15 protein-coding genes are annotated in these 16,906 nt (G+C 65.6%); 4 read left to right on the forward strand and 11 right to left on the reverse strand.

Annotated elements, in window-relative coordinates; genetic code table 11:
• Window positions 1-356: 356 nt before the first annotated feature.
• Window positions 357-602, forward strand: a complete 246-nt coding sequence (locus OG852_RS11185; protein ID WP_330347835.1) for a TauD/TfdA family dioxygenase — start codon at window positions 357-359, stop codon at window positions 600-602.
• Window positions 603-741: 139 nt separating this feature from the next.
• Here the strand turns inward: OG852_RS11185 and OG852_RS11190 are convergent, their stop codons facing one another.
• Complete coding sequence (locus OG852_RS11190; protein WP_330351430.1) at window positions 742-1,515, reverse strand: glycosyltransferase family 2 protein; 774 nt, start codon at window positions 1,513-1,515, stop codon at window positions 742-744.
• Between the two features lie 66 nt (window positions 1,516-1,581).
• On the opposite strand from OG852_RS11190, the gene OG852_RS11200 reads away from it, so the two are divergent.
• From OG852_RS11200 to OG852_RS11210, 3 genes are all read left to right on the forward strand, one after another.
• The gene (locus OG852_RS11200) at window positions 1,582-3,252 is read left to right on the forward strand and encodes a methyltransferase domain-containing protein (protein ID WP_443064519.1); all 1,671 of its coding nucleotides are present in this window, start codon (window positions 1,582-1,584) and stop codon (window positions 3,250-3,252) included.
• A gap of 225 nt (window positions 3,253-3,477) precedes the next feature.
• A complete protein-coding gene (locus OG852_RS11205; RefSeq protein ID WP_330347837.1) occupies window positions 3,478-4,302 on the forward strand; it encodes a hypothetical protein in 825 nt (274 codons plus the stop codon).
• A 27-nt stretch (window positions 4,303-4,329) separates the two neighbouring features.
• Window positions 4,330-5,058 (forward strand): phosphotransferase family protein, encoded by a 729-nt coding sequence (locus tag OG852_RS11210; RefSeq protein ID WP_330347838.1) that lies wholly within the window; start codon window positions 4,330-4,332, stop codon window positions 5,056-5,058.
• A 290-nt stretch (window positions 5,059-5,348) separates the two neighbouring features.
• Here the strand turns inward: OG852_RS11210 and OG852_RS50940 are convergent, their stop codons facing one another.
• The 10 genes from OG852_RS50940 to OG852_RS11255 form a co-directional block, all read right to left on the reverse strand.
• Window positions 5,349-5,840: a DUF7689 domain-containing protein gene (locus OG852_RS50940; RefSeq protein WP_443064520.1), complete on the reverse strand. Its 492-nt coding sequence runs from the start codon at window positions 5,838-5,840 to the stop codon at window positions 5,349-5,351.
• Window positions 5,804-6,262 (reverse strand): hypothetical protein, encoded by a 459-nt coding sequence (locus OG852_RS11215; RefSeq protein ID WP_330347839.1) that lies wholly within the window; start codon window positions 6,260-6,262, stop codon window positions 5,804-5,806. The genes OG852_RS50940 and OG852_RS11215 overlap by 37 nt, the downstream gene beginning before the upstream one ends.
• Window positions 6,259-6,936 carry a hypothetical protein gene (locus OG852_RS11220; RefSeq protein ID WP_330347840.1) on the reverse strand — a complete coding sequence of 226 codons (678 nt, stop codon included), beginning with the start codon at window positions 6,934-6,936 and terminating at the stop codon, window positions 6,259-6,261. Before OG852_RS11220 ends, OG852_RS11215 begins: the two co-directional genes overlap by 4 nt.
• Window positions 6,937-7,255: 319 nt before the next feature.
• The gene (locus OG852_RS11225; protein WP_330347841.1) at window positions 7,256-7,741 is read right to left on the reverse strand and encodes a hypothetical protein; all 486 of its coding nucleotides are present in this window, start codon (window positions 7,739-7,741) and stop codon (window positions 7,256-7,258) included.
• A gap of 830 nt (window positions 7,742-8,571) precedes the next feature.
• Window positions 8,572-9,459, reverse strand: coding sequence for a DUF5655 domain-containing protein (locus OG852_RS11230; RefSeq protein WP_330347842.1), 888 nt, complete (start codon window positions 9,457-9,459; stop codon window positions 8,572-8,574).
• 239 nt (window positions 9,460-9,698) lie between these two features.
• Entirely contained in the window at window positions 9,699-10,262 is a 564-nt protein-coding gene (locus OG852_RS11235) for a flavoprotein (protein WP_330347843.1), read from the reverse strand.
• 154 nt (window positions 10,263-10,416) lie between these two features.
• Complete coding sequence (locus tag OG852_RS11240) at window positions 10,417-10,653, reverse strand: hypothetical protein (RefSeq protein WP_330347844.1); 237 nt, start codon at window positions 10,651-10,653, stop codon at window positions 10,417-10,419.
• Window positions 10,654-11,072: 419 nt separating this feature from the next.
• Window positions 11,073-11,528 carry a hypothetical protein gene (locus OG852_RS11245; RefSeq protein ID WP_330347845.1) on the reverse strand — a complete coding sequence of 152 codons (456 nt, stop codon included), beginning with the start codon at window positions 11,526-11,528 and terminating at the stop codon, window positions 11,073-11,075.
• On the reverse strand, window positions 11,525-13,495 hold the full coding sequence (locus tag OG852_RS11250; RefSeq protein ID WP_330347846.1) for a hypothetical protein: 1,971 nt from the start codon (window positions 13,493-13,495) through the stop codon (window positions 11,525-11,527). Before OG852_RS11250 ends, OG852_RS11245 begins: the two co-directional genes overlap by 4 nt.
• A 1,177-nt stretch (window positions 13,496-14,672) precedes the next feature.
• Window positions 14,673-16,730, reverse strand: coding sequence for a Shedu anti-phage system protein SduA domain-containing protein (locus tag OG852_RS11255; protein WP_330347847.1), 2,058 nt, complete (start codon window positions 16,728-16,730; stop codon window positions 14,673-14,675).
• Between the last annotated feature and the right edge of the window lie 176 nt (window positions 16,731-16,906).

Raw genomic sequence — 16,906 nt, forward strand, 5'->3', positions numbered from 1 at the left:
ACCTGGCGCCTGAGCGCCGACCATACCGACCGCGAGGCACGCGAGTGGACCGTCGCTCTCCTTGAGGACTGCGCCAAGTAGATCCTGGCCAACCACGGGAAGACCGCCATGGACTTCCTCCAAGGCGGCCCGCCCGCCCCGCCCCTGGACCATCAGCTCTACGACGTGCTGCCCGCCCCTCTCCGACGCCCACGCGGCGGTGGCGCGGCTGTCGGAGACAGCCGCGCCCTGCTGGCCGAGACGGCCTACCACTACGGGACCTTCTTCGACCTGTTCGGCGTGGCGAGGAGTACAAGCCGTTCCCGATCCTGGACGGCTCCGACCCGGCCGAGGGGTTCGTCCGGTTCACCGCCAAGATGCTCGAGCGGTCCGAGCTCGGCCAGGCGCACGCCGACGCCGCCAGGGAACTGGCCGAGGAACTCGTGCGGGGTCAGGTCTCCTTCATGCTCCAGCCCGGGGACTACGTCATCGTGAACCAGCGCCGCTTCCTGCACGGTCGGGAGGCGCTCCACAGCGGTCAGGACACCGTCCCGGTTGCCGACCGGCGGCTGCTCCTCCAGTTGTTCCTACGCGCGAGGGCCGACGACGGCACGGCCGCGTAGCCGGCCGACGGCACCGGTGACCCACCGAGTCCCACCCCCGGGTCCAGCCCCCGAACACGCGGCACGGCCACGGGGCGGGGCCCGGTCGGGCACCCCCGGAAACCGTCGCGCACCGGGCTCCCCCGGCCCGCGCACGGGCCTATATGCGCGAGTTGCTCAGCGACTGCCACACAGCGCCGGCCAGCGCCCGCGTCGCCCGCGGGACCGACAGACGCTCGTGCTCGCGGTACAGGGCCCAGTTGTATTGCACGAGCGACAGCTTGTTGGAGGACAGCGATCCCTCCTGGTGGGCCCTGTACACCGCAAGCGGCTCGTCCAGGCCCCGGGCGTCAGCGCCGTCCCGCATGATCGACAGCCAGAGGGCGTAGTCCTGGCGTTTACGCATCTCCGGCATCAGCCGCGTGCCCAGGACATTGCGGTCGTACATGGCGGTGAGGGCACCGATGTGGTCCCGGACCAACATCGCGCGGTAGTCAACGTGCTCCCGCGCACGGATCACCCGTCCGTTCGGGACCCAGTCGGTGCTCTCGCCGTCGTAGTCGGCGTCCATCTTGAAGTACGAGGTGAACGTCAAAGGCGCAGCGACCTCCGCAGCGAAGGCGAGCTGCTTCTCGGTCTTCTCCGGAAGCCACATGTCGTCGCTGTCGAGAAAGGCCACGTAGTCCCCGCGGGCCCGCTCAATCGCCAGGTTGCGGGCCCGGCCCGCACCGCCCCGTTCGGGTGCCGACTCCGGCAGAACGCGCTCGTCCTGCTCGGCGAACTCGCGGAGCAGGTCCATGGAGCCATCGGAGGACTGGTCGTCGGTGACCAACAGCTCCAGGTCGCTGTGGGTCTGCGTGAGTACCGAACGGACGGCCGCGCCGAGGGTGGCTGCCGAGTTGTACACGGGCATCACGACAGACACCAGGGGCACAGCGCTTCTCCTTGCCAGACCAGGAACGACGGTCCATTCAAGCACCGCAATCAAGTAGGAGCTGCCATGCAGATAGTCGTCGCCGGTCAGGGCTATGTAGGGCTTCCCCTGGCGTACGCGCCGCAGAGGTGGGTCACCATGTCGTCGGCTACGACGTGGACCCGCACCGCGTCCAGCAGCTCGGCGCCGGACAGTCCTACGTACGGGACGTGGACTCCTCCGTCGCGCTGCTCAGCCCCCAACATCCACCTGCTGTCGAGCAACCTGATCTCCACGCCGTCCCTGCCGGACCAGCAGCGCACCATCCGCGTGCCGGCCCGGCACGGCTGGCACCGCGACATGCCCTCCACCGTGGCCGACCTCGGCGTCGAGCACACACTCGGCCTGTCGAACAAGGTGTCGTACTTCCTCACCGACCCTGGCCCGGACGCCGGGCTCACGATGCTCGTGCCCGGCAGCCACACCCGCACCGGGCCCGTCGCCGTCCCCCCGAGGGGCATCGACCCGCCCGGCGCGATCACCCCGGACATCGGCCCCCACGACATGGTCCTCTTCGAGAACCGAACCTGGCACGCCGGCGGCCTCAACCGCTGCGGCCACGAACGGCTGGCCGTGATGATGCAGTACGGCTACCGGTGGCTCAACGCGGTCGACGACCCTGCCCCCGCCTCCTCGACCGGCCGGACCTGGACGACGTCGAGCGGCAGATCCTCGGCGCCCGTGACCGCCACCCCGACGGCTCCGGCGCCCGCGAGGGCTCCGGCGCCCGCCCCTCACCGACTGGTGGAAGCACCTGAGCGCCGCCCCGGCTCGTTGACCGATCACCCGCCCCTGACCGCACCCCCGCGAGAGACTGGACCCGTGACCTCCTCCACCCCCTCCTACACGCCCGAAGAGCTGTTCGCGTCCACCGCGCCGTACTACGCCGCGCACCGGCTCCGCTACGCGCCCGAGTTCTACACCCTGCTCGGCGACCGCTACAGCCTCGACGGCACCCAGCGGGTGCTCGACCTCGGCGCCGGCCCCGGGATCATCGCCCTCGACCTCGCTCCGCACGTCGGCACCGTCATCGCCGTCGACCCCGAGAAGGGCATGCTCGACGAGGGCCGCAAACTCGCCGCCGAACAGGACATCACCAACATCGACTGGGTCGAAAGGGGCTCCACCACCCTGCCCGTTATGGACCTGCCCCCGGTGCTGCTGGCCATAATGGGCGCGGCCTTTCACTGGATGGACCGCGACCAGACCCTGCGCGACCTGGACCAGCTCATTGAGCCGCACGGAGCCGTCGTCCTCGCCTCCGGCGGAGCCCCCGGCGACGTCGAGCCCGCCCCCTGGCTCCAGGTCATCGCCGACGTCCGCACCCACTACCTCGGCAACGAGCGCCGCGCCGGGTCCGGCACCTACTCCCACCCCGAGGAGCGCCACCAGGACGTATTGGCCCGCTCCCCGTTCTCCAACGTCGACACCGCCCGCTGGGACCGTACGGTCACCCGCACCCTGGACCAGGTCGTCGGCCTCCAGTTCTCCTACAGCTTCTCCAGCCCCGCCCAACTGGGCAACCACAAGGACGCCTTCGAACGCGACCTGCGCCAGGCTCTCACCGAGTTCAACGCTGAGGGCGTCTTCGACGAAGTCGTGCGCACCGAAGCCATCATCGCCACGCGCCCCGGACAACCGCACGCTGCTGCTTGGCCCACGGCTCCCGCCATGCGGCTGGGCAACAGCGAGCCGTGAGACGCTCGCGCCACCTGACGCAGGCGGGCCGTCGGGCGCGACATCATCCTGCTCCAGCACACCGTGCTCTCAGAGTGAGGCAACCTCATCCGGCGACGATCCTGCCATTGCACACGCCCAGCGCATCGGGGTCTCCACTCCGCCGCAGGGACCATCGGCCCGGATGCCGCCCAGCACTTCACAGGGCTCCCGTCCAGACGAAAGCGACCCCGCACGAGGTGATCGATGTTCTCGGCTCCTGACAGCGCCACCACAGCCAGAATGCGCACGGCGAGAACTGTCGCCTGCCGCAAGCTCGACGTGCACGAAGCCGACGGAGGATCCGTCTGGGGCTATGCCGGCCGCACGCTTTCAGGGCCAGTCACCGCCAGCCACGGACGCTGTTGGCTTCGGCTGGTCGCCGAGCGTCCCAACCGCGCCCAGGGAAAGCTATGGGATGGTCCCAGGCTTGCCCATGAGATGTTCCCGAAGGCCATTCCCCGGCCCATGCTGCACAACATCCACGACTGGCAGTCAGACGGCTGGGCTTACCGTGCAGAGCTCTACGAATACACGAACACGAACGTCATCTCCCGCTCTCCCGTACTCGAAAAGGATCCCGTCCTCCCCGACCACTGGTGGACCGATCTCCGTGACGCGCTCGACGCCCTGCCACTCGTCCCCGTCGATCGCATTGCCGTACGTGAGGAGTACATCCGACGTACGGTCCCCGAGTTCACCGGCCGGACTGTCGATACCATCGAATGGTCCACCGCCCACGGCGATTTCCACTGGGCAAATCTCACGGGCCCCCCTCTGCGCATCCTTGACTGGGAGGGATTCGGCCGCGCGCCAGTCGGCTTCGACGCCGCGCTGCTGTTCATCTACTCCCTAAACACCCCAATGACGGCCGACCGCGTCCGGGCGACCTTCGCCCATGTCCTCGGCACACCCACCTCCCGGGTAGCGGAGCTGACAGTCTGCGCCCAAGTCCTGCAGGCCGCCGACCGCACCCCGTTCTACGCGTCCCTGGGCCACGCGGTACGCGCCTACCTCACGAGTGCCGCTTGAGCTGCCGTTGTCCTGGACCATGGCTTCATGACTGAGATGCCGTTGTCGGGCGGACGCATCACACCCGGCGTGGTCAGGGTTGGCAACACGGTCCGCCGTCCCACCTCAGCGGTATCCGGGTTCGTCGCGGAGCTGCTCCACCACCTCCAGCAGCAGGGCTTCAACGGCGCGCCGCGTCATCTCGGGCGGGACGCTGCTGGCCGAGACGTCTTCAGCTATGTGCCAGGCTGGGTACCGGCACGCTTCCAGCACTGGGACGACGAACAGGTTGCCGCCGCCGGTGCTCTGCTTCGCGCCTTCCACGACGCCACACGCGGGTGCCACCTGGCCGGTCCGCGCTCTGTGGTCTGCCATCACGACGTGGGGCCGAATAACACCGTATTCGTCGACGCGCTACCGGTGGCCTTCATCGACTTCGACACCGCCGCACCGGGCGACCCACTCGAAGATCTCGGCTACATGTGCTGGACGTGGTGTGTGTCCTCGAAGGCAGGAGCGCCTCCTGCACATGTTCAGGCCACTCAGGTGCGTGTGCTGGCCGCCGCCTATGGTCTGGCTAGTCCTGAGCGTGCTGTGCTCGTCGACGCGATGCTGGAACGGCAGGCCCGTAACGCCCGTTTCTGGGCGGATGTGCAGGCCGGCTCCAAGGCCGTAGAAGCCACTGCCCAGCAGATCTCGGATTGCATTGCCTGGTCCCGGCGTGAGCACGAACACACTGCTGAGCACCGCGAAATGTTTGAAGATGCCCTCAAGTGACGCTCCGGAGGAGAGCGTTCAGCAGCGTCGTTGAGGTCGAGAGTCGCCTCCGAAAGTCAGACGGTCTTCTCGAGGCGGCGCCGCCTGAGCCAGTCCTTGAGGTAGTGCACGGTTTCGAAGAACGGCAGAACTGCGTCGATTGCAGCATCAGTGCCGCCCAGCGTGCCTGCGTATACGGCCCGCACAACCTCAAGGCGCCGATCTACTAACTGGGCAGCTATTGCGGATGCTGTAGCTAGCGACCAAGAACCTGGCCACACAAACTGAAATACTTGATGGCGCAAACAAAATTAACGTCGTGAAGGTTTCGGTCGACGCATTACAGAAATTACCCGACCATAACATCCACCTTCGATTGACCCCAAGTCATTATGCTCAATATCTTCCGATACCCCCAATTTACTGGCCCACCTTCCGTCCGGAAGCTGCCGCGCAGCATGGGCCACTTCAAATACTGCGACTTTCTCGAAACCTTCCTCAATATCAGTACTGATGCACTCTTCATACCCGATACTCCGGAAAGCCTCAATATAGTGCTGAGAGTACTCTGAGGTGGCAAAGTTCCCCACTGGAAGGCCAGGCGGCCAATAAGTGCCGCCCACACCACTGGGATCCCACCACTTTTCCTTGTCGCCAGCAGCCCAAGCAATGCAGTTATACCGTCCGTCTTGGGGGCTCGTGAAGTCATATACAGAGCCCCGCAGAGAGGGAAGGTGTCGTTCAACCTTGGAGCGGCGGCTTTTACTCACACATACCCCTCCTCTGCTGCCCAAGAAAGCCACTCGTCCACGGCCTCCTGCACGCCCTCTGAGGACGCGGCTTTATCCTCGCCCACGATCGCACGAAGTGCCCAAAACCATTTCGGCGATGGGTCTTCTCGAAGCTGCTGAAAGATAAAGGGAAGAGCTTCCGGTCCCAGCCCTATGATTCGCTGGTACGCGGAATGCGTCGCAGCCTGAGCAATGGAGGAACTGAATTCCGTCTCCTCTGCCCACTGTGCGCGCAATTCCTCAAACAGTTCCCTCACTTGCTCTCTTCCTTTACGGTGCTGGGCCTGACTTGGCCCACCTCGCAGTCTTCGGATACCCAATTCGGTGGCGTTTGCTGCATCCGTGAAGCTCTGTTCATAAACTATCTCTGGGCTGACAGGGCGAAGATCTACTCTCTCCCAGGCGCCGCTATCTTCGAAGAGATCGAATGTCATCGCTCATCTTCCTCATCCTGAATCGCCCTCACGTTCGCTGACGCCAAGAAGGCGCGAAGATTTCGCGACTTCTCCAAGGCTCGATTAGCCGCCTCGATGAGGTTCACAATGTCCGCTTCGTTAAGAGCAACGAAGAGCGAGGATGGGTCCCCGTACTGGTCGTAGTACTCCAGGCGCAATGTCTGGCTCACCACGGCAGCCTGCACAGGCTCCTTCGGGTCGTCACTAAAGATCGGGCGCACGTCTGTCAGGAATCTACCACTGTGATAGTGGTTCGGACTTTCCGCCGCCAATTCTGCAGCTTTTGCCAGCTCTCGAATTGGCGGACGGCTCAGCATGCCACTTAGCTGAGCCGCAAGAACCTCTTTCTCGGAATCTGCAAGCTCAAGCTCGTCGGCTCCAGCCACAGCATTCGACAGTTCCACAGCGTCATACTTTTGAGAGATGAGCAGGTTTTCCAGGGTGAGAATGCTACCCACCAAGGTCTCCGCGATCCGCTTAGAGACGCCTGGGACATCCGTCAAACTTCTCTCAAGTGCCGGTACGGAACTAAATCTCTCTTCCCCAGAGAGCACATCCCTGATTTGCTGTGCAGTCTTTTCCTCAGCCGACGCCAGGAAACGAAGGGCCTGAACGTGGCGGTGGGGAACCGTGATGTTCGAAACCTTCGGCACGGGATCTCCCGGGGTCGGCTATAGCAGGTGTCGAGGGTGGCCGCGGCATGCATGGAGTCCACCTCTTGTCATGATGGAACACCCCGACCAAGATCGCTTCCTGCCCGGGACGCACGAAGGGCGCTCAGGCGGGATGGAAGCGGGGCATCTGACCAGGTGGGAGGGGAACGGCTATGTTGATCTTTGGCGCATCGGGTCCGCTCCCAGTTGAGAGCACCGAATGCAGCCTCGCAAGAGGGTAACCCACGACGGCGAGCGATTTTGGCGTGAACGCAACAAAAATTTCACAGAGTGCATGATCCAGAGCGGGTGCGTCAGCTCATCGGGGTTGACTGATATACCCTCGCACAATTGGGAGCGCAAGCCCAATGAATGCAGTGGCTGTCCCCTTGATTGGATCTGCAGTCAGGTCGGGCTTGGAGATCCACACGATAATCGATGCAACACCCACAAGAGTGTAAGCGGTGATTGAGAATACCGAGAGGGCAATATGGGCGCCAGTGCCTGACCTCTTTGTCGTGGTCTCATCTGCCAGCGCCTTGACGTTAGAGAACAGCAGACTTTCTTCAGCTTTGACGTCCGATGGCTTACTTGCGAATACTTCCGCATAGAAACCGCCAATCAAGCTAGAGATCCCCGCCGTGACGTATGTGTATGCAGAATTAAGGGTCGGCTTTTCCACCTCCGCTTGAAAAGTTGCCCAAAAAGCATAGGAAGACAGAGCGAGGAAACCCAGTACCGTAGCGAGGGTCAATGTTCCTTTTAGGCCGTTAATGAATGAGGGAGGAAGAGTGCTGCTAGACATTTCAACCCTCCGTGCGAGTGATAATTACGCACAGCTTATGGCTTGGAATTAGGTCGAGTGCAAGGAAACGCTCTGCGGTCGTGTGGAGAACCACCTGATCGGCTTAGCTTCGAACACGGTACTTCTCCAGCAGCCCGGTCTGCACGACACTCGTCCCTCTCCAGACGCTGAGAGGAACTCCCCGCCAGCTCACCTGTCTGTACCACCACGACGAGTCGAGACTGAACCACACATCTCATGAGACAGATTTGAACAGCAGAAAGAAGACCCATGCGTCTCGTCCAAAGCGGAAGCCCCGGCCGCGCGTGCCCAAGCGGCGCAAGTCGGCGTCCTCGCAGATGCCTACGGAGCGGACGACGCCTCAGCTCACGCCTGGTAGACACCATGCTCGACCGCCAAGCCCGCAATGCCCAGTGGTGGCGCAGCCGCCTACAGGGGCCATCTGCGGAAACCGCCGATCACGATGTGATCAGCAGCCGGATCCTCTGGTCGGAGCGGAGTACGCCTACACAATGGTCAACCGCGAGGTGTTCTCCGCAGCCCTCCAGCCGCTTTGAGGGCGAAAACTCCCTCAGCGGCGCCACGTGCAGTGTCAGCGAATCCTCGCCAACCCGCGCCACAGCCCGGATGTTCAAGCCGTCAATCGCGCCGTACTGCCGTACCAGATTCAGGCGCGCAATATAGCGGCGGAGTCCCGGTTACCGAAACCGGGACTCCGCCGCACCATTGGTAGTCCACCGCCATTCCTTTGACCGCCGCTTGGAAGGACAGGACACGACGACCTCTCACAACCGAATAACTCGCCTGTGGTCCTCCCGGCTGTGAAGCAGCTACGCCACGGCGTAGCCAAGACGGAACAGATCCTCGGCCCGCTCCAAGTCCCGGTCCGTGCGCAACTGCACCTCCAGGTCCCCCGTTCCGTGGTGACCGAGTCCCGTGACATCACGGGTGAACCCCGGCACCAGGTCTACCTGCGTGGGGTCCACCTTGAGGTACACGAGCAGCTTGGACTGCTGCGGGGTGCACACGCAGGCGAAGTTGCGCAGGCGCCGGAAGGCGCAGTACTGCTGGCGCTGCACCGCGATCACGTCGTCACCCAGACCACGCAGGACCTCATCCACCGCCGCCGCAAGCTCCTCCATCGCGCCCGCCCCCGCACGCACGCGCGGGGCTCGCGACACGCGGCTTCCTACCCGGGCGCCCACAGGCTGTCCGGTGACAGAAGCCACGGTCTGCAGGCTGAGATGGTCGGCGCCGTAGAAGCGGTAACGGACCAGGTCGATGCTGCGCCGGTGCTCGCGCACGGCATGGACGTCGTAGCGGCTGAAGTCGCCGGCCACGCAGATCAGCCGCGGCGCGGTCCACACGACCTGGGTCGCCACCGCCGATCCGAACCGCTCGCGCACCAGCCGGTGGAAAGCATCCCTGTGGTCGAGGAGCCAGGACATGTAAAAGAGGCCCTGGTTGATCACGCCGGCGTCGGTGCCACGCTTGTACTCGACGATCACGGGAGCGTTGTTCTCGTCCAGGCCGAGCGAGTCGATGCGTCCCCCGTGCACGGCACCGGTGCTGTACTCGCTCGCCAGGAACCGCACGCCCAGCATCGTCTGCATGTGCCTCTCGATGAGGCCCTGCACATCCGCCTCGACATCAGCAAGACGCGGCGCGACCTCCGTCACACCGCCATCTGTCGTGTGGAACAGCTTCAGGCCCGACACCTTCCCCTCCTCGGCTCGGAGATCGACAACGCCGGGCGGCTGCAGGATTGTTTCCGCCAGGGGCTTCGGTGTCGTGGAGAAAGTGTGAGAGCTTACGTTCGGCCTGATCGGGGAGCGCTTGCGTCCCTCGGTCACCAGGGATCTACGATTCCTTTTCCGAGGTTGTTCCACGCCTTGCCCTCTCCGTATTGATCGCCGATGGATCGGTACAGATCGCGGGCACGGACAAGAGCGCGGTGTCATGTCGTAGCCTCGTCGACCGCATCGAGCACCGCACGCCATGGAAGTTTTCGCCCCGCCGGCGCCGCCCTCGGCTCGTACAGCGGCCACACCTCCGGTCCATATGCGAGGTGGACGCCTCCGGCGCGCAAAGCGTCGATGTGCCGCTGCCAAGCCGGGTGGCGGGCGTGGGCCGCGTTCACTCGGGGGAAAACGACAACCGGCAAGTCGAGCGTGCCCATGGCTTCGCCCACCTGTGTCAGTGCCTGGTTGTCCATCAGGCCCAAAGCCAGCTTCGCGACCATGTTGGCCGATGCTGGCGCGACCACGTAGCAGTCGACGGGCGGGTGCGGTCGGGCCTCTCCAGGAAGCCGCGGCGCATCACGGACGGGCAGGCCGGTGAGCTTCTCCAACCGCTCGACTTCGCCGGTCATCCGTAGCCACTCACCGGCGGTCGGTGTCAACGTCACCGCCACTTGCCACCCACGATCCATCGCAGGCTCGACAAGTTCGGGCCGGAGCGCCTCCACTCCCCCGGCTGCCGAGCCGACGACTCCGAGCACCCCACGCTTGGCTGTACTCACTGCACCACCCTGCGCCGTTGAGCCAATACGAACACCTCGAACAAACGAGAGGCGCCGGTCGCCAGAGGTTGCTTGATCAGGTCTCACAGCGACTCGAGCACCCTGGGATTGTCGCGTACGGCGGCACCGGCACCGCCTTGCCTACGCCATTCCGTCAGCGACTGACGGACGCGGCGGCCAGCACACCGGCAACGACCGAGACCCCGGCAAACAGCCCGAAGAACGCTGGATAGCCGCCGAGTTCGCCCGTGAGGGCTGCTCCCGAAGGGAGCCAGTGCAGACGCGATGGTGACGGGGCGACCAGGAGGCCAGAGAGGCGGCCGAAGTGGATGGTGCCCCAGCGGTCGGTGATGGCGGTGGCATGGAGGAGGGCGATGGTGCCGCGGACCATTGCCTGCCGTGATCTCCAGAAGGAGCAAGAGGGGGTACGAGCCCGATACAACGGCGAGCGCTACGGCCGTTGCCCCACCTGCGGTGATCAGCGTGACCGTGCGGGTGGTAACGCCGACGCGGCGGGCAAGGGCGACATACAGGGTGCGGCCCAGTGTCTGGCCGGCGCCGCCGAGGCCGAGGACCCAAGCCGCTGCCGTAGGGCTCGTGCCACGTTCGGTCAGCCGCACACCCGCCGATGATCTGAGAACGTCAGCGAGAGATGGCATTTTTCAGCACGCTCTGACACTACCGGGCAGGGCTACGGGTTGAAATCCAAGTCAAGGGCGAGGTGCTTAAGAGTCCGCACCACGGTGCCGATAGGCGGGTCGGCCGGGCGTGGCCCCGGACCGATGCGGTCCGGGGTCACGCGCTGCGGGGTCAGGCCACCTGCTGACGGCCGACGAGGGACAGCCAGTTGGTAGACGGAGGCCAGGTGCGGTGCGGCATCCTGGTACGCAGAGCCAACGCGTCGGCGGCCCAGCCTTCGGCGGCCTCCAGCGCGGGTCGGGACATCTGGTCGTAGGCGGGGGCTACCCAGACCCTGTGGAAGACGGAGCGCTTCCACGGCTCGACCAGGTGCTTCCTAATCCGCCCGGTCACTCCCTGGTCGCCGGCCGCCATACCGAGCCAGACAATGCGGCCCTGGACGTCGACCACGAGGTAGAGGCCCGGAGAGAACGCCTCGACGGTGTCGACGTGCGACCAGTATGGGTAGCTGCTGCTGTAGCCGCCTAGGGCGCGAGCGAGAAGCGGGACGTGCGGTGGCCGGAGAACCGGGCCAGGCGGTGGTGCGGCTTCCTGCGGTGTACGCGCCCCCGGCAAGATGCCGCTCACTCGGCCTCCTCTGTCCCGAAGGTGAAGTTGCCGATGCCGCCGGTCGTCACGTCGGTGTCGGTCGGCCGGTACCGCAGCTTGCGCAGGTGCTTGATGGCCGCCTCCACGCTGGACCCCATTGTGTCGAGCTCGTCCTCCCAGTTCTGCCGCTCGTCGGCGGTCATCTCCCTGTCCGGCCCCACCAGGGAGTGCATCGCTTCGAAGTGCTTGGAGAGGGCTGTCACGGACTTCCTCGCGCTGTTGACCAGCCCGGTGGTGTCTTTGAGTTTCTCCGCCCACTGCTCGCTGGGGGAGAGGGCAGACGGAGTGCCCACTCCGCCACTCGAGCCGCCGCTCTCCACCGGCCAGTGGCTGGTGAACCACTCCGAATCGGCTGGCTTCGTCGCGTTGGGGTCGACGGCCCCGTCGGCCACCCGGCGCAGGCGGCCTGCCCACGCGCCCGGGCGCGGCGTGACCTCGCGGCCGGCGCGGAGCTGTATCACCTCGGCGAAGGCGTCGATGGCCTCGATGAACAGCCGGACCCCGTCGTCGGTGATGCGGGCCGCGGCGAGCTTGGTGGACACCGCCCGGCGGTCGCCGGTGGAGCCGTAGGAGCCGAGCAGCACCTTGCCGTTGACGAGGCCCGGTACCGCGACGTGCGCCAGCTCGGCACGGGCGGCGTCACGGCCGTCGCTCGGCTCGGGAGAGGTTGCTGCGGCGATCAACTCGGCTGCGGACAGTCCGGTGGTGGGAATGCCCTGCCGCACCATCTTCTGATGGGGGGTGTCCATGGCAGCGGCCGGGAGGTCGACCCCACCGACTGAAGCGGTGAGCAGCGCGCTGCGGATCTCGCCGCGGGTCTCGGCGTGCTTGGCCCTCAGATGCGCCGGCGACGGCTCGACGAGAACCTTGGTCGTCCTGCGCAGGCTCGGAATGTCGCTGGGGAAGACCACCCGGTCCACCAGCCGGACAAGGTTCACCACGGCCTCGCGCGGGTCGTCGTGCAGGTTCGCGGCCGGGCTGGCGCCCGTGAGGACCGCGTGCTCCAGCTCCGTGATCGCGTTGTCGGCGTACGCGCGGTCGACCAACTTCCGGCCGGATGCCATCGCCTGGTTGGTGCCAGTGAAGTCGAGCGGGCCGCGCAGGTGGGTGCGCAGGTTAGTCGACGCCAGTGCTGCGTCGAAGTCCGGGCGGGTGCCCTCGGCCGGCAGGTAGCCGATGACGAAGGCCGCGTCGGTGGTCGCAACCTGCAGCGCGGCGGCCGCCAGCTCCGCCCAGCGGCGAGCTTCCAGTGCCTCCTTGGCCTTCTCCGGGTCGTCCACCGGGATCTCGATGTCCTCGGGATCGATGCCGTCGTACGCGTTGAGCTGCGCGGTGTAGCGGTCCCGCCAGTCGGCCGGGTTACGCCAGCGCTGGCCGTCGGGTCCGCCGAGGACCTTCTGCGGCAGGCCAAGCAGGCCGACTGCGGGCTGGAGTCCGAACAGGTCATGGCGGTGGCGGGTGCGGTTCGACCCGGCCGTGGCGCCGGTGGTGTCCCACACTTGGTCACCGACTCGGTAGCGCACGATGTGGTACGTGGCCCGCTCCGACTGGCCCGATACTGCGAGGTCCGCCTTCAGGTCGTACTTGCGGGCCTTCTCCGCTGCGGTCAACCTGCCCTCGATGAAGGTCAGGTGCTCCAGCAGCGCCTCCTCGGAGGCGAACTCGACCTCCAGTACCGCCCGTTGCCCGCCGTCCGATGCCTTGACCGGGACCACTCGAGGGGTGGGCACGGTGGCGTTCTGGGCGACGTCGTAGGCAAAGCGGATGTTGAACTGGTTGATCGCACTGGCCAGACCGGGCTGCTTGGCCCTCAGTTGGTAGAGGGTGCCGTGCTCGGTGAGCACCGGGTCCACAGCGGCGTCCTTGAATCCTGTGACGACGATACCGGTGGTCTTGTTGCCGCTCGTCGCGATCAGGGGCTTGAGGTTGATGGCCTCGGTGGCCATGCGCTCCAAGGCACTTCGGTCGAGGGTGCACCGGGGGTCGGCCAGGCCGGCCTCGACGAACTGGGCACGGTACTCCGGCTCATCGAGATAGGGAAAGGGGCCGGAAGGGCGCTTAGGACGACGCGGCGACATACCGCACCTCTGCTTTCCTACGCAGAGAAGGCAGGCTCTCGCCGCATTCCCTGAACGGATCGGGACGCGGAGTGGGTCCGCCTCCCGTGCGAGAAGAGGTGGGTGCCGCCGCCGTGCCGCCTCCCCGCCGCTGCGGGGCACTGGGCCGTTGCGACCACCTTGGACAGATCACCATCACCCGGCCACCGCCGGCTCCTCGCAGGAACCGCGGTACTGGCCACCCCGGACCGGATCGGTCCACTGGGGCTGGCGCGGGTCACCGACATCGGTGCGCTCCATAACCCAGGGTACTTGCCACAGCTGACATTTGTCGGTCCGTCAGCCGTAGCGGCGTCATGAGCAGCGTCCGCGCTGGTTGGTGCGCGGCCTGCCCTGCGGCCGTGCACCATCCCGGACGCCAGCGGCCCGGCGACCACCTTCGTACGGCCGAACGCGGCCGAGAAGGTGGCGGTGGTGTGCCCGCCCAGCGCGACCAGGATCGTTGTGCGTACCGTCATGGTGGTGTGGCGGCCGAGAGCGGCGTAAAGAGTGCGGCCCGCAGTTTGCCCGGCACCGCCGAGGCGGCCTGGGCAGCGGTGGAGTCCTGCTTGAGCAACAAGCAGGACCAGGGCGACGCCCGCGGTGCACATCGCGATTGCCGAGAGCGTGAACGCCGAGCAGGCAGCCGGAACGTTCCGCTGAGCGCCACCGCCCCGCCGAAGGATCGGCGCCGCAGAGCACGGCGCCACGGTCGCACCAGCGGACCCACCGGATCGGGCGGTGATCTGTGGGCTCACAGGACCGGAAAGGTGTAGCACATGATTCCCCTGCTGATGATCTGCGTGGCGCACAGAGCAAGCAGCACGGCGCGGGCCGTGGCCGGGCTCGCTGCTGAGCTTCACCGGCGCTCAACTCGTCACCGCGACCTCCCCTTGCCCGTGTTGGGTCGGCTGGCAGTCCTTCCTCTGCCCCAAGGACCAGCCGCCGATGCGCTCGCCAGTGTCCTGCACCATGGCGGTAACCAATTCCGACACCAGGTTCTCCACTTGGTGCGGTCGGGTGTACTTCAGCGGTCCTCCACAATGAAGCAGGCCCGCTGGTAGAGCTCGTCGAACGTGATGACTTCGACATCCTGGATAGACCGCCTGTACTGCTCGAAGGAGGTGATCTTCTCCGGGTTCGCCGCGCCGCCGTCGGTAAACTCGCTGAGGCTTCCGATCACCAGCACCTGTCGCGGGCGGACGGTGGAGACTTCGATGCCGGTCGGGGCGCCGTCGTCCCGGAAGTGCCTATGCAGTTGACCGCTGACCAGTTGTTGGGCCTTATAGGCGGTCTTCTGCACCTGCGCAACGGCGCCGACGACGTCCTTGGAGACCTGATAGACGTCTGGCACCCGGTACGGCGCGCTGGCCAGCAGGGATGTTAGGTGGGTCTTGATCTCGCAGAACAGCAGGCTGCTGATGAAGCCCCTGGAGCGCATGACGGCGTCACTGCGCTTTCCCGCCCCCGCGAAGATGTTCGCACCCGTCGTGATGCGCTCCAGCTTGCCGTCGTCGATGGGGCCACAAGCAACGAAGGTGAGACCGTATCCGAAGATCCAGGGATTCTCCTCGAAGAAGCCCTGCCAGACCGCTTCCGGCCCGGCCACCTGGCCGCGCTCCTGCTCGAAAAACTCCGGGTCGTTCAACAACTTTCTGAACCGTTGGAGTTGCACCTTGCGGTTGCTGATCAGCCGGATGTCCTCTTCCGTGAGGGCCCCGCCGACAGCGGTCCTAACAGCTTCGAGGAGTGTTGTGCGGTCCTGGTCGGCCAGGAGCCGAGCCAACTCGGCTTCGTCGTCGCGGACCAGCCGCAGGCTGCTTCCGGGGAGGTCCAGCCCGACGCAGCTCTGAAGGAAGCTGATGACCTTCCAGAGGTTCTCGTGAACATCGCTGGTGTCGACAAGCGCCTTGACAATCTGTGTGGCTTCGGTGCCGGGAATGGCCTCCGTGGCCGACGCCTTCGCAGCTTTGGTCTTGTCCTTCTTCCACAGCTTGATCCTGGGCGAAAGGACGCCGTCCTTGTTGATGAGGGTGACGTGGCACAGTGTGGCCACCTGCGGCCGGTCGTCGAGGAGGAATTCGGTGATCAGACGACCTCGGCGAGTGTCGTAGAAGTAGGGAAATCCGGTGCCACGGATCTCAAGGTCCGAGAAGTCCTGCCGTGTGACGTCGAACTCCGGGGTCAGCAGACCGATGCGGAGACCCCGAACGATGGGCGGATCGGCCTCGGCCGTCTGGTTCCTCCAGTCCGGTGGGACGGCCGGCAGGTGCCCTATGTCGCCTTCGACCACGAGGGACTGAACATCCTGGCGCTGAAGCCTGGTGAGCACGGGTTCCAGCCTCTGCCAGATCGCGTTGGTGACTGCTTCTGTGAACGCGGGCAGCAACACGCGATCAACGGTGAGGACCGCCTCGTACGTATCGACCGTCCATCCGTCACCGGGCATGGGGTGATAGAAGCTGCCGTCACGACGCAGCGTCAGGACGGTCGCGCGGAGCAGGTCGCGAGCCACCTCCTCGCCGTCGCGGCCGAGAAGACTGTAGGTCTGTCCGAGAACGAGGTCGAGCTTGCCGGCGTCGTCGTCGGCGAGCGGCAACGAGACCACGGGGCCAGTGGCCTGCGTAGGAACTGCCGTGTAAATAGGCCGGCCCGACAGGAACTCGAAGGCGCGGAAGGCCCAGCCGTCCGGCCCAAGGAGGCGGTTCAGCTCCTCGACACGTCGGGATGACTGGTCGACGTCGGGCTGCACCTCTGGATGAACGAGCCGCGCCAGGAAAGCGAGAAGCACCTCATCGGGGCCATCGAGCAGTTGGAAGCGTGAGTCTTCGAAGACCCAGTCGTCCGGCCAGTCCAATGGATTGTTGACCCGGTGCTGGACTATGTCGCGACGCGCCGTCGTGAACCGGGAGTCGGTGGAGGCCAGCCCGTCCAAGTCGTACAGGCTCTCCAGGAAGTCGATCTCGTCGAGCCGTCCCCACCAGGGACCGCCCTCGCCGCACAGGTAGTCAAAGATGTCTCGTCGCGTCACCGCCGTGATCCGCGGCGTGCTTTGCGGTGCCAACAAGGGCTCGACCTGGGTCATGCCCTCAGGATGGACGTACGCTGGCTCACAAGGAGGGCTATTGGGGACTCTCGGATCTCTTGGCTTGAGTGGATGGCGGCGTCATCCAGGTCTCCGACGTGGCGAGCTCGGTCCGCCGAACGAATCCTTCGCAGCCCCGCGAACGCCGGGCCGCTGACGCTCGCCCGAACCAGCGT

It is taken from the genome of Streptomyces sp. NBC_00582 (assembly GCF_036345155.1).
In the GTDB taxonomy this organism is placed as follows: Bacteria; Actinomycetota; Actinomycetes; order Streptomycetales; family Streptomycetaceae; genus Streptomyces.

Bases quoted from the DNA above. Each gene is read 5' to 3' on its own strand.
- OG852_RS11185 (WP_330347835.1), top strand. From the start codon at position 357: ATGCTCGAGCGGTCCGAGCTCGGCCAGGCGCACGCCGACGCCGCCAGG.
- OG852_RS11200 (WP_443064519.1), top strand. From the start codon at position 1,582: ATGCAGATAGTCGTCGCCGGTCAGGGCTATGTAGGGCTTCCCCTGGCG.
- OG852_RS11205 (WP_330347837.1), top strand. From the start codon at position 3,478: ATGTTCTCGGCTCCTGACAGCGCCACCACAGCCAGAATGCGCACGGCG.
- OG852_RS11210 (WP_330347838.1), top strand. From the start codon at position 4,330: ATGACTGAGATGCCGTTGTCGGGCGGACGCATCACACCCGGCGTGGTC.
- OG852_RS11215 (WP_330347839.1), bottom strand. From the start codon at position 6,262: ATGACATTCGATCTCTTCGAAGATAGCGGCGCCTGGGAGAGAGTAGAT.
- OG852_RS11225 (WP_330347841.1), bottom strand. From the start codon at position 7,741: ATGTCTAGCAGCACTCTTCCTCCCTCATTCATTAACGGCCTAAAAGGA.
- OG852_RS11240 (WP_330347844.1), bottom strand. From the start codon at position 10,653: ATGGTCCGCGGCACCATCGCCCTCCTCCATGCCACCGCCATCACCGAC.
- OG852_RS11250 (WP_330347846.1), bottom strand. From the start codon at position 13,495: ATGGCCACCGAGGCCATCAACCTCAAGCCCCTGATCGCGACGAGCGGC.
- OG852_RS11255 (WP_330347847.1), bottom strand. From the start codon at position 16,730: ATGACCCAGGTCGAGCCCTTGTTGGCACCGCAAAGCACGCCGCGGATC.